13 protein-coding genes and 1 pseudogene are annotated in these 12,911 nt (G+C 51.0%); 10 read left to right on the forward strand and 4 right to left on the reverse strand.

Features of this window, described 5'->3' with window-relative positions; translation table 11 throughout:
• Nucleotides 1-70: 70 nt before the first annotated feature.
• The 6 genes from CWS43_RS14010 (at nt 71) to CWS43_RS14035 (ending at nt 4,413) form a co-directional block, all read left to right on the forward strand.
• On the forward strand, nt 71-511 hold the full coding sequence (locus tag CWS43_RS14010; protein WP_101077550.1) for a biotin/lipoyl-containing protein: 441 nt from the start codon (nt 71-73) through the stop codon (nt 509-511).
• The gene (locus CWS43_RS14015; RefSeq protein ID WP_101077551.1) at nt 508-1,305 is read left to right on the forward strand and encodes a LamB/YcsF family protein; all 798 of its coding nucleotides are present in this window, start codon (nt 508-510) and stop codon (nt 1,303-1,305) included. The genes CWS43_RS14010 and CWS43_RS14015 overlap by 4 nt, the downstream gene beginning before the upstream one ends.
• Nucleotides 1,306-1,423: 118 nt before the next feature.
• Entirely contained in the window at nt 1,424-2,173 is a 750-nt protein-coding gene (locus CWS43_RS14020; protein ID WP_101077552.1) for an SDR family oxidoreductase, read from the forward strand.
• Between the two features lie 37 nt (nt 2,174-2,210).
• Complete coding sequence (locus CWS43_RS14025; RefSeq protein WP_101077553.1) at nt 2,211-2,906, forward strand: amino acid ABC transporter permease; 696 nt, start codon at nt 2,211-2,213, stop codon at nt 2,904-2,906.
• 4 nt (nt 2,907-2,910) lie between these two features.
• A complete protein-coding gene (locus tag CWS43_RS14030; RefSeq protein ID WP_101077555.1) occupies nt 2,911-3,666 on the forward strand; it encodes an amino acid ABC transporter permease in 756 nt (251 codons plus the stop codon).
• A gap of 9 nt (nt 3,667-3,675) precedes the next feature.
• Entirely contained in the window at nt 3,676-4,413 is a 738-nt protein-coding gene (locus CWS43_RS14035) for an amino acid ABC transporter ATP-binding protein (protein WP_101077557.1), read from the forward strand.
• A gap of 67 nt (nt 4,414-4,480) precedes the next feature.
• On the opposite strand, the gene CWS43_RS14040 is transcribed toward CWS43_RS14035, so the two are convergent.
• Nucleotides 4,481-5,164: an FKBP-type peptidyl-prolyl cis-trans isomerase N-terminal domain-containing protein gene (locus CWS43_RS14040; protein WP_198555837.1), complete on the reverse strand. Its 684-nt coding sequence runs from the start codon at nt 5,162-5,164 to the stop codon at nt 4,481-4,483.
• 43 nt (nt 5,165-5,207) lie between these two features.
• Here CWS43_RS14040 and CWS43_RS27405 point away from each other — a divergent pair, with 43 nt between their 5' ends.
• Nucleotides 5,208-5,426, forward strand: a complete 219-nt coding sequence (locus tag CWS43_RS27405) for a hypothetical protein (protein ID WP_198555838.1) — start codon at nt 5,208-5,210, stop codon at nt 5,424-5,426.
• Nucleotides 5,427-6,149: 723 nt separating this feature from the next.
• Here the strand turns inward: CWS43_RS27405 and CWS43_RS14045 are convergent.
• A pseudogene (locus CWS43_RS14045) lies at nt 6,150-7,412 on the reverse strand (TonB-dependent siderophore receptor); the annotation flags it as partial.
• Nucleotides 7,413-8,155: 743 nt separating this feature from the next.
• Entirely contained in the window at nt 8,156-9,355 is a 1,200-nt protein-coding gene (locus CWS43_RS14055) for an NAD(P)/FAD-dependent oxidoreductase (protein ID WP_101077562.1), read from the reverse strand.
• A 321-nt stretch (nt 9,356-9,676) separates the two neighbouring features.
• On the opposite strand from CWS43_RS14055, the gene pitA reads away from it, so the two are divergent.
• The gene (gene pitA, locus CWS43_RS14060; protein WP_101077564.1) at nt 9,677-11,182 is read left to right on the forward strand and encodes an inorganic phosphate transporter PitA; all 1,506 of its coding nucleotides are present in this window, start codon (nt 9,677-9,679) and stop codon (nt 11,180-11,182) included.
• A 109-nt stretch (nt 11,183-11,291) separates the two neighbouring features.
• Here pitA and uspB read toward each other — a convergent pair whose 3' ends face one another.
• A complete protein-coding gene (uspB, locus tag CWS43_RS14065) occupies nt 11,292-11,627 on the reverse strand; it encodes a universal stress protein UspB (protein ID WP_101077566.1) in 336 nt (111 codons plus the stop codon).
• Nucleotides 11,628-11,964: 337 nt separating this feature from the next.
• Between uspB and uspA the strand changes: the two genes are divergently transcribed.
• A complete protein-coding gene (gene uspA, locus CWS43_RS14070) occupies nt 11,965-12,405 on the forward strand; it encodes a universal stress protein UspA (protein WP_014333460.1) in 441 nt (146 codons plus the stop codon).
• A gap of 223 nt (nt 12,406-12,628) precedes the next feature.
• The gene (locus tag CWS43_RS14075) at nt 12,629-12,859 is read left to right on the forward strand and encodes a hypothetical protein (protein ID WP_198555839.1); all 231 of its coding nucleotides are present in this window, start codon (nt 12,629-12,631) and stop codon (nt 12,857-12,859) included.
• The last annotated feature ends 52 nt before the right edge of the window (nt 12,860-12,911 follow it).

Below are 12,911 nucleotides of genomic sequence, written 5' to 3' on the forward strand. Positions count from 1 at the left end.
TACCGCCCGCCATGCGGGCCGCTTTGTCGTCGTTATTGTGCGAGGACAATCTCTCTTCGACGGGATGGATATGGAAAAAAAAGCACCAGCACTCAGAGAGTTGCGTGATATCGCACGAAAGATGCGTCAGTCCGGCCTGAGCCAGATTGAACTACGCGGAAACGGCTTTCGGGTCAGCGTGAAATACGCGCCACTCTCCCCCGCCATGTTACCGCTTAACGTGCAGGATACCGCGCCAGCCCTTCCCGCAATTCCTGACCTCGATGCACTGTGTGCGCCTTTCCCCGGCATCGTGCTGTTACAGCATCCGCTCAACAAAATTCCTTTCACCAGGCCCGGTGAGAAAGTCGGAAAAGATACGCTGCTCGGGTTGCTGAAAGTCGGCGTGATTTATCTGCCGCTGCGCAGCCCGGTGCAGGGCGTGGTGGAATCCCTGGCCGTGGAAGACGGTGACTGCGTGGAATACGGCGCGGAGATTTTCACTTTACGCCGGGAGGAACTGGCCGCATGAAATACATCGATTTGAACGCTGATATCGGAGAAGGCTTTGGCGATTACACCATTGCCGACGACGACGCGCTGATGCCGCTGATCACCTCCGCTAACGTGGCCTGCGGTTTTCACGCGGGCGATGCGGTAATTATGGCGAAAACCGTTGCACTGGCGAAAAAGTACCGGGCCGATCTCGGCGCACACGTCGGGTTCCCCGATTTGTCCGGGTTTGGCCGCCGCCGGATGCACATCGAACCGGAGGTGATGGCGCATTACGTCACCTATCAGCTGGGTGCGCTTTTTGCGTTTGCGAAAGCGGCGGATTACCCGCTGACGCACATGAGCTTTCACGGCGCGCTGGGCAATATGGTTTCAGAAGATGCCGTTCTGGCACGGGTATTACTGCAGGCGGTAAAGGATTTTGATCCGAACATGATCATCAGCACGATGTCCGGCAACGCCGTTGAACGCATGGCGCGTGAACTGAATTTGCCGGTGATTTGCACGTTCCTTGCCGACCGTGCCTATGAAAGTAACGGGCTGCTGGTCAGCCGGGCCAAACCCGGTGCAGTCATTCATGACAAAGCCGAAGTACGCACGCGCATCCGCCAGCTGTTGCTTGAAGGAACGGTACAAAGCATCGATGGCGTGACGTTACCGGTGACAGCAACATCGATTCTTGTCCACGGCGACACGCCGGAATCAATCGCCATGGTACATACCCTGCGGGAAATTATTGCCGAAATGGACATCCCGCTGGCGTCACCCTCTCAGCAATTACGCCATCTGGCGCAGGGAAACGCGCTGTTATAAGTCCCGCTTATCGCCTCACACGGTTTATGTCTTATACCGGGTGAACATTACTGGATACAGTCAAAAAACACCCCGCCGGCAGAACGAGATGGAGCCGGGGGCTAACAGGAGACGCACAATGCCATTTTCAGATTACAAGACCGCGCTGGTCACCGGTGCATCGGCAGGGATGGGTGAAGCGATTGTTGAGCGCCTTTGTCAGGAAGGCATCACCGTGCACGCCGTTGCACGCCGCAAAGAACAACTCACCGCGCTGGCGGCCCGCACTGGCTGTATTCCACACGCGCTTGATGTGGGTGATCTGGATGCTTTAACGCGTCTGTGCAGTGAAATCAGCGTGGATATTTTAGTCAATAACGCCGGCGTGTCGCACCCGGGATCAATTTTAAACGCCGATGAACACGTGATTGATACGCAGGTGGATGTGAATCTGCGCGCCGTTTTGCACCTCTGCCGCCTGCTGGTGCCGGGCATGGTTGAGCGTGACCGCGGCCATGTCATCAATATCACGTCCATCGCCGCCATTTATAATTTTAACGGCAACTCGGTTTATCACGCCACCAAGGCGGGCGTTCACGCGCTGTCCCGCCAGTTGCGCGTCGATTGCTACGGTAAGCGTGTACGCATCACCGAAATCTGTCCGGGCCGCGTGGCGACCGATATCTTCGGCAACGTATCCGGCGATCACGAAGACGCACGCCGCCGCTTTATTGACGGTTTCGAACTGCCGCAGGCCAAAGATATCGCCGACTGTGTCGCTTTCGCGGTATCCGCACCGATCGCCGTCAATATCGGCAACATTGAAATCACACCGACGTTGCAGGTACCGGGTGGCCTTTCCACCATGCGACCAGGCGACGGCATTTAGTCTTTCAACCGCAGAAGAAAAAGAGGGTGAAAATCCGATGACGCTCGATTTCAGCAAAGTCCTGACCGGTCAGTTCGGGCAGATGATCGTCGATGGCATGGTTGTCACCCTCAAGCTGGCGTTAGGGTCATGGCTGCTGGCGATGTTTATTGCCCTGCTGCTGGTCGTCATCCGGCTGACACATAAACGCGCCGCTGAATATTTTGTCCGGGCTTACGTTTCCTATCACCGCAACGTGCCGACGCTTATCCAGCTGATGATGTGGTATTTCGCTATTCCGACGCTGTTGCCGGAATCGGTGCAGATGTGGATCAACGATTTTAACGCTGAGTTCCTGTTCTCAATGTTCGCGCTCGGATTGTGCCAGGCAGCGTATTTCTCAGAAGACATCCGCAGCGGGTTGCGTGCCATTCCGGAAGGGCAAACGGAAGCATCACGTGCGCTGGGCATGAGTTACACCCGATCCTTACGTTCGGTGATTTTGCCGCAGGGCATTCGCAATGCGTTGCCTTCTCTGCTCAATCACACTGTGTTGCTGTTCAAAAACACCAGCCTGGCGATGGTCATTGGCGTCGCTGAGCTGACCTACGTAACGCGTGATATCGAGAACCAGACATTCCGGACGTTCGAATCTTATCTGGTTGCCTCTGCTGGCTATCTGTTCTTCTCACTGCTGCTGATGGGGGCGGGTGCATTGCTGGCCCGCCGGTTCCAGCGGGTCTACGCGAGGTAATCCCATGCTTGAGATGTTCACGATTTTGCACGACAACGGGATGCTGTTTCTGATGGGGCAGTATCCGCAAGGCCCACTTGGCGGGATACTCTGCACCCTGCTGATTTCCCTGCTGGCCGTCATTTTTGCCCTGCCGGTCGGCGTGCTTCTCGGGCTGGCGCGTCTGTCACCTTTTCGCTGGTTAAGCTGGCCTGCCGCCTGCTGGGTCTACGGATTACGCGGCATTCCGCTGCTGATGGTGGTGTTCTGGACATACTTCTGCGTACCGCTGCTGATTGGCCATAACATCAGCGGATTCAGTACCATGCTGTGCACGCTGGTGATTTATGAAAGCGCTTATATCGCAGAGATTGTGCGCGGTGGTATTCAGGCGCTGCCGGGCGGCCAGTATGAAGCCGCACGGGCATTGGGAATGGGGTATTTCAAAACGCTGCGTCTGATTATTTTGCCGCAGGCGCTGTACAACACGCTGCCAAGCCTGGTCAGCCAGCTGGTTTCCATCATTAAAGACAGCACGCTGGGCTACGTTATCAACGTTCCCGAGCTGACATTCGCCGCTAACCAGGTGAATAACCAACTCCTGACCAAACCTTTTCAGGTCTTTGCGATTGTCGCCATCGGTTATTACATCATTTGTTTTAGCCTGACATGGCTGGCCAATAAGCTTGAAGCACGCATTACACGCAAACGACTGAACAAAACTCCCGAAGGGGAAAAAATAGCGCAATCCCTGCTGCTGACCAAGACGCAATCACAATAAGGAATGATGATGAGACCGATGATCTTATTTAATCAGGTCAATAAGTGGTACGGCGAATACCAGGCGCTGACTGATCTGAGTGCGGAAATCAAAAGTGGCGAAGTCGTGGTGGTTTGCGGTCCATCCGGCTCAGGGAAATCAACGCTGATCCGTACCGTAAACCGGCTTGAGCCGATTGAGCAAGGCCAGATCCTGTTTGACGGTATTGATATTCACGGCACCAGTACGCGCCTGAATCAGTTACGCACCCGCATCGGATTCGTCTTCCAAAACTTCAACTTGTTTCCGCACGTTTCGGTGCTGGAAAACATCATGATGTCGCCGGTAAAAGTGTTGGGGGTGAAACGTCAGGAAGCCCGTCAGCACGCCGGGGAATTGCTCGAACGCGTCGGGTTATCGCACAAGGCCAATGCCTATCCGGCGCAGCTTTCCGGTGGTCAGCAGCAGCGCGTGGCTATCGCCCGGGCGCTGGCCATGAAACCGCCGGTAATGTTGTTTGATGAACCGACGTCGGCACTCGATCCGGAAATGGTCGGTGAAGTGTTAAATGTGATGCGCAGCCTGGCGCGCGAGGGCATGACCATGATGTGCGTGACGCATGAAATGAATTTTGCCCGCGAAGTCGCCGACACGATCTGGTTTATGGATCAGGGAAAAATCCTGGAGAAATCCACACCGGAAAACTTCTTCACCAAGCCACAGCACGAGCGTGCACAGAAGTTTTTGAGTGATTTATTGCATCACTGAGAAAAATAAAGGCGCTGAGTCAGCGCCCCTTTACTTGTTATTATCACTCAACGCTGAGGGCTAAGCCCTAATTGATACGATTCACAGCAACAACAGAAATAGTGTAAATCACCACCGTATTCAGCGGGGAAACATCTTGCCCGCCTTTAGGTTTTTCGAGCGTGGCGGGTGGGATAACTACCGTAACCTGGCCGCCTTCACGGATGAGTTTCACACTGTCACGCAGCACCGGTGGCATATTGGCGACGCGGAAAATTTCATTGGCATTATCAATCGTTGGTGCATCAACCACAGTGCCATCGACTAATGTACCTTTGTAACTGACCTGAATGGTATCCGTGTCTTTCAATGCGGAACCTTCACCCAGATTATCAATGTGATACAGCAGCCCTTGTTTTGTTTTTTTAACTCCCTCACGTTTCAAGAATGCATCAACGTAGACTTTATCCTCAGCCTGTTTTTTTTCGCTCTGAGCCTGTGTCAGAACCCTGACCTGTTCATCAAATACAGCCATCGTTTGTCTGATTTCGTTGTCGCTCATTTTCACCTGATGGGTGAAAGTATCGGCAATACCGGCCAGCAAAATATTCTTATTCAGTGTGATATGCAGGCTTTTTTGTTGCGCGAGTTGCTCTTCAATTAAATGCGCCAGAATAACGCCACTGGCATAAGCACGCTTTTGCTCTTCACTCTCTAACAACAGTGCAGGCGCCGGTGCAATATCCGCCGCTTTGATACTTTCAGCCGTCACGGTGTCTTTTTCCGGTGCCGTCGGCTCCACGTTCGCAGGGGGAGTGGCTGACGGAGTCGTTGGCAGAACGGCCACTGGTGCAGATGTTTCGGCCGGCACGGCATCAGCTGTTGCTGATATTGCAGGTGCTACCGTCGGCGGCGTGATGGCCGCCGTAACAGGTTCCGCTGCGCTTGCCGATAAAAAACAACCCGGCATTATTAGGGCGCAGAGCAGGCAGAACACCTTTTTGCAAGAGAAGAAAGGCATGATATTCCTTTAAAGAATGAACGACATCAGGGGATAAACGGATTATATAAAATCAACTGCATGATATTTATAAAAATTACATTAAATAATGCGTGCTGCTTTTATGAAAGCCAGACACTAGAAGATGTAATGACAGTTCATTGTAATTGGTAATTATAGACAAGAATGTATTTATTGTGTAAAAAAACACACATCTATAAACCAGCAAAATTATTTTCTGAGATATATTATCAAAACAAATACTATTGGGTCCATTATTGGGCTGAGATATCAACACTGCGCACCCCGATATAACCGGCCTGCCGCGTAATAGTTTGAAGGTATTGATCTTCCCTTGCCAGGATATATTCACCAGCACTCATTTTATCCGGTAATATATTCTTTCTAATATTTTTACTGCGGCGCGTGCAACACTATCGAAGGATTATGAAAATAAGCGCGGTAAATAATTGAGGCTTATCTCCTCCATCCTTCAGCTTCGGAGGGTCATCATCACTATTTTGCGCCAGTCCAATACGTTCCTGTTTCTTTAACTGTCAGAAAATCACGGTTCATCAAAATAACACCTTAATCTCACCCGATGAGATTGTGTGGCTTTCCTCTCGCCGGAAAGGAAAGCCACGGTCTGGTCACATCAGAAATCGACGGAGGCCTGTAAATACATCACGCGCGGTTCACCTTCTGTCACGCGAAGGTTGCCGGCACTGGACTCGTAATACTCTTTGTTGAAGAGGTTTTTAACGTTCAGCTGAATGCTGTCTTTCGCGAACAGGGAACGGCTGTAGAGATTGGTGCGCAGATTGCTCAGCGAATCACTGTAAGTGCTGCTGCTCAGCACCGGCTCTTCGCCATAAACCGGATCATACATATTGAAAGAGCTGGAGACTTTGCCGCGGTATGAATACGCTTTATAGGTTTCATCCTGCTCGTAATCCACACCCAGCAGCAGATCATGCTCCATGCCCCAGATTTCAGGTGTGCCGCTGATATCCCAGCTCACATAGTCCGTCTGATGGTTAAATCCGCGGTTGGCATCGGCGCGTCGTGAAACAATCCCGGTCGTTGTATTGATCGCCGTCGCGCGCACTTCGTTACTGTCGTAGCGACGCTGCATCCACGCATAGTTCAGATGCGTTTCCCAGCCGTTATCCAGCTGATAGCCGTAGCTGACGTTTAAGCGTTTGTTCTTGCCCCAGGCGTGGTTGGCATTGTCATCAAGCCGGCGCTCGTAAGGAACATCGACCGGTTTTTTATTGATAAATGCCGTACCGCGATCATAAGGAACGTCGTACTTATACTCGACATAGCCGACGTTAAAGGATGCACGATCGCCATACCAGCTCAGGGACGGCGCAAGCAGCGTGTGTTCATTCACACCAAAGTTGCGCCAGTAATCTTCGCGCTGGCGTTCGGCAATCATGCGAAACGCAAACCCGTCGCCCAGAGGCCCGGTGACATCCACAGTGCCCGTGCCACCGCCAAAACTGCTGCTCTGCCCGCTGATATGGGTATTCCAGTCATACTGTGGTTTTTTGCTGACTAAATTGATCACACCCCCCGGATTCAGAATGCCATAGAGCAAAGAGGATGAGCCTTTCAGCACCTCGACGTAATCGATAGTCGAATCCATCGCAATACCCTGATTACTGCGGATACCGTCGATAAAGATCGAGCCATCAGTATTCGAACCAAAACCACGTTTAACAAAACCGTCTTCCGTGCCGCCGAGGGTGTTGCCCTGCGTTACGCCACTGACAAACTTCATGGCATCGTTAAGGCTGGTGACGTCGTAATCTTTAATGACTTTTGGCGTTACGACGCTGACAGATTGTGCCATTTCGCTGCGCGGTGTGGACGTACGTGTAGTAGCAACCGCATCATCCTGGGTGTAACTCCCCGCTTCTGCGGCGTTCACCGCATCAGCGGTGATCGTCATTGTCTGACCGTCATCGCTGCCTGCCGCCAAAACGTTGCCACTCACAGCCAGCGTGGAGCACATCAAAACAGCAGAAAGTATCTTTGCCTGGTGGGCGGAATCTGGGGAAATGTGTTTCATTGTCTGAAGTCTGTGTATTTTTGTTAGATTTGGACGAAAATGGTAATGTCATTGATTCTCATTAGTAATATCACCTATTGGCACGGTTTCGGGCGTAAAGCGTCTTACTTCAGAACGAAAGCTGTTTTTGTGGTTTTTTTTCGAAGGCTTGCAGCACAGAGATAAGCGGGAGGGGGATTCTTTCATACACGACGAGGCTAAAAAGCAGGTAATTGAAAAGAATAGAATTTACGCTTCCTTACATTCCGGATTTATTCTGATTTTTATCCTCTCCGGCGCAATAAACTTATGGCGAATGCTGACTGACTGGTTAGCTGAAAGGCCAGTTTTTGTCTTCTTCCTTAAAAATTAAGGGAAAATTAATCTTTAGAGAGTTAGATCTTGCAGTAGTGATACTGCAGTTTATTACTCCATATAAGTCCTTATTTAATGGATTTTAAATCCACGTAAGTCTAGATAATGTAGATTTTTATATCGTTTTAATCAGAAAAAGCCTGTGGAATATATTTTTCACCGTACTTTTGTTACTGAACGAAATGAAAGGCGGGATTCAGGAAGACAGAGAGCGCGGGAGAAAATCTCCCGCTATATTATGCCGTTACCCGAAAAGCGAGAGTCATCTGTTATCAAAGCGCCCGCCCTGAATCTGGATCCCCGATAGCTGGCCGCTATTTATGACCGACGTGTTATTTGCGCACAGCCATCAGGCTCTGCGCACATGCCCATGCAGAACTCCACGCCCACTGGAAGTTATAGCCGCCCAGCCAGCCGGTCACATCGACGACTTCACCAATGAAATACAGACCCGGCACTTTGGCAGCAGCCATGGTTTTGGATGAAAGCTCTTTCGTATCGACGCCGCCCAGTGTGACTTCCGCCGTACGGTAGCCTTCGGTGCCGTTCGGCTGCACCTGCCAGTTTTGCAATTGCTCAACCAGCTCGGCCTGCTGCGGCACATTCAGTTGTTTCAGCGTGACATCCGGTAACTGCCCGAGCGTTTGCAGGCATTCCACCAGACGTTTCGGCAGTTGCATCGACAGCGTATTTTTCAGGCTCTGATTCGGATGTTCCTGCCGCTGTGCATTGAGAAACGCCGCCAGATCGACATCAGGCAGTAAGTTAACGCTCACAAACTCGCCAGGCTGCCAGTAGCTGGAAAGTTGCAGAACCGCCGGGCCGGACATCCCGCGATGCGTAAACAGGATGCTTTCACGGAACACAGTGCCGTCCTGCGCGGTGAGCACTGCGGGCACGGAGACGCCGGAAAGCGTCTGTAAATGGTCGAGCAGCGGTTTGTGTAGCGTAAACGGCACCAGACCGGCGCGGGTCGGTAACACTTTCAGGCCAAACTGTTCGGCCAGACGATAGCCAAACGGTGAAGCCCCCAGCCCCGGCATGGAAAGTCCGCCGCTGGCAATCACAAGTGAGTGAGCACTTACCCTTGAGCCATTCACCTTGATAATAAAGCCATCTTCGGTTTTCTGAACGTCTGAAATCTCGCTGCGCAGACGCACATCGACGTTCCCCAGTTCACATTCTTTATCCAGCAAAGCCACAATTTGCGTCGCTGAATCATCGCAGAAAAGCTGACCGAGGGTTTTCTCATGCCAGGCGATACCGTAACGGTTAACCAGATCGATGAAATCCCACTGGGTGTAACGCGCCAGCGCGGATTTACAGAAATGCGGGTTTTCTGAAAGATAGGCTGCCGGTTCGGCATAAAGATTGGTGAAATTGCAGCGACCGCCCCCTGACATCAGAATTTTTCGTCCGGTTTTTTTGCCATTATCCAGTAGCAGAACCCGGCAGCCACCCTGTCCGGCCTGCGCTGCACAGAACATGCCTGCCGCACCCGCACCAATGACTACCACATCAACCTGTTCCACTTTTGGCCTCTCTTTACGAAAATTTCAGCTACGTTTTAGGTAGGGTTTACCCCGGTGCTAACGGGCTTTAGCCGCATTGCGACGCGGATTGTAAGGGACAGACGCGCCTTAAACCAGCCAGACAGGCGGCTTTCTGAACAGCGTAAGTAAATGTTTCGATTAAGTCAGAGTGAATAACGTTTTGATAAATAGAAAATTAATCGAATGAAGGTTAAATATCGAACTGTTTTTAGTCAAAAAAATGTCATATTTTCCTTTTCCCCTCCCCCTGTTCTCGCAGATAATGCGCGGCGTTCATGACCACTAACTGGCGTAACAATTATGCTGCATCTATTTGCCGGGTTGGATATTCATACCGGTTCGTTATTGATTCTCGCGTTACTGTTTGTTCTGTTCTATGAAGCTATTAATGGTTTCCATGATACGGCCAACGCAGTAGCAACTGTCATCTATACCCGGGCAATGCGTTCGCAATTAGCGGTCGTGATGGCAGGGGTATTTAACTTCTTTGGCGTCCTGCTCGGTGGTTTGAGCGTGGCTTATGCCATTGTCCATTTGCTTCCAACCGATTTGCTGCTCAATGTAGGCTCCGCGCATGGCCTTGCCATGGTGTTCTCTATGTTGCTGGCCGCGATCATCTGGAACCTCGGCACCTGGTATTTTGGCCTGCCGGCGTCCAGCTCTCATACACTGATCGGGGCCATCATTGGCGTAGGTTTGACGAATGCATTAATGACCCACACCTCTGTGGTCGATGCATTAAACATCCCTAAAATGATCGGTATTTTTGCGTCACTGATTGTCTCGCCGCTGGTCGGGATGATCATGGCAGGCTCTATGATTTTCCTGCTGCGCCGCTACTGGAGCGGGAATAAGAAACATGCCCGTATCCACCTGACGCCTGCAGAACGTGAAAAGAAAGACGGCAAGAAGAAGCCGCCATTCTGGACACGTATTGGTCTTATTCTGTCTGCTATCGGCGTGAGTTTCTCGCACGGCGCGAACGACGGCCAAAAAGGTATCGGCCTGATCATGCTGGTTCTGATTGGCGTGGCTCCTGCAGGTTTTGTTGTGAATATGAGCGCCACCGGTTACGACATTACCCGTACCCGTGATGCCGTGACGCACCTCGGCCAGTATTATCAGCAGCATGTTGATGCCGTGCCGCACGTTGTGGCGCAGACACCTTTGGTGCCTGCCCCAGACGTCAATATCGCGCCGACCGACGAGACAAAAGTGTTCCATTGCGACAGCAGCCATGCACTTGACGCTATTGGCCGCGCGCAAACACTGCTGACGAATCTTCAATCCTACAGCGATCTGTCACCTGATGAACGCAGCCATATGCGCCGTCTGCTGATGTGTGTCTCTGATACTGCGGATAAAGTCGCTAAGCTGCCGGAAACTTCTGCGGCAGACAAACGCTTCCTCGGCGAGCTGAAAACCGACATTTTGCAAACGGTTGAATATGCCCCTATCTGGATCATCATCGCGGTGGCTCTGGCACTGGCGCTGGGCACCATGATTGGCTGGAAGCGCGTTGCGACCACCATCGGTGAGAAGATTGGCAAGAAAGGCATGACCTACGCACAGGGCCTGTCTGCCCAGCTGACCGCAGCCGTTTCCATCGGTGTTGCCAGCTACACCGGCATGCCGGTTTCCACGACACACGTGTTGTCCTCTGCGGTTGCAGGCACCATGATTGTGGATGGCGGCGGTGTGCAGTCGAAAACCGTGAAGAATATCGCGATGGCCTGGGTATTAACCCTGCCCGTGTCGATTATTCTCTCCGGCGTTTTGTACTGGATTGCGCTGAAAGTTATCTGATGAGCAGGCGTGTTCAAACGCACCTGTAAAAAAGGCGACCTTGTTCTCAGAACAGGTCGCCTTTTTTTATTCCCTTTTTCACACATTCCTCACAACGATTTCAGACGTTCTAGTACCAGATAAGCATGGCCAGCATACTGATGAGAATCAGCCCCACCAGACATGTCGTCAGGACAAACTGACCGCGAACCCTCTCACAACGGCGGATAAACTCAGGATCGTGATGTTCAACATAGCGCTGAGCATAAATATAACGCACTAACCTTATCTGCTTGCCGGGCTGTCCGTGAGAGGTAAAGAACCCTCCGCCATCCACATATTGATACAGCAGCGGATCACACCCCCGCAGTACCACCAGCAACGCACGTAAAGAAGAGTAATAGCGCAGCATATTCACTACACACACAAAACATAAAGCCCAAAACAGCGCAACGGGACTGATCATGATTCCCCCTTGAGGCGAACTGGCATCGCGCAATGCACCCCATAATGCGACGCACACCCGATGTTTCGCCCTGCCTTTCCGCGATTTCACACCCCCGGGCAAACGACGCCCGCCCTCTTTTCCTATCACAGAAGAATGCCAAAGCAGGAGAAGCCTGCATTATTGAGTGTAGGAAACGAATCTGGAACTGTTCATATTATTTATATCTATAGATTGTCAGATTGGGAAATGAGATCTGTATGCTTGATTTCTTTAACCATTTTGGGGCTATACTGAACTCATGACATTCGCATGATGCTGATATTGCTATTAACTGACTTATGGAAGGAGTTTTCTTATGGCTTACAAACACATACTCATTGCTGTAGACCTGTCGCCGGAAAGCAAAGTTCTGGTCGAGAAAGCCGTCTCCATGGCGCGTCCGTATAACGCCAAAGTGTCCCTGATCCACGTCGATGTGAATTACTCAGACCTGTATACCGGCCTGATTGACGTAAATCTGGGTGACATGCAGAAACGCATTTCCGAAGAAACGCACCACGCACTGAATGAGCTTTCGCAAAATGCCGGTTATCCGATTTCAGAAACCCTGAGCGGCAGCGGTGATTTAGCGCAAGTGCTGGTTGATGCCATCAACAAATACGGCGTGGACTTAGTGCTGTGCGGCCATCACCAGGATTTCTGGAGCAAGCTGATGTCGTCAGCGCGCCAGTTGATCAACACGGTTCATATCGACATGCTGATCGTGCCATTGCGTGACGAGGAAGAAGAAGCGTAAGACTCAACGTCTGCGCGTTGATGAGAAAGAGGTGCCAGTGGCACCTCTTTTTTTATGGGGATTTTATCTCAAAGAGAAAACTGGTTAATTCCTGTGCAAAGGCATAATATTGTATATACAGAGAGGTTATCAATCTCTTAAATATTTATAATTTATTGTTTTACTTGAATTATAAACTCAAATTTTATGTGTATACGGAAAAGCATTTCACACAGGATGTGTCATGAATATTCATTTTTCACCCGCAGTGAAAGAGAAGTTACGCGTTAAACACAATGTGACTGAGAAAGAAGTTTTTGAGTGTTTTGCCAACCGCGAAGGGAATTACCTTATGGATACACGCGAAATACATAAAACGACACCGCCTACGCTGTGGTTCATTGCGCTCACCAACAAGGGCAAAATACTTAAAATCTGCTTTATTCCCCCGCACAGGGGCATCCGGCGCAGTTGAAATCAGCATTCGAACCGAATGAGATTGAAAGGAAGATCTACGCCAGTAAAGG

Source organism: Rahnella sp. AA (assembly GCF_002834385.1).
In the GTDB taxonomy this organism is placed as follows: domain Bacteria; phylum Pseudomonadota; class Gammaproteobacteria; order Enterobacterales; family Enterobacteriaceae; genus Rahnella.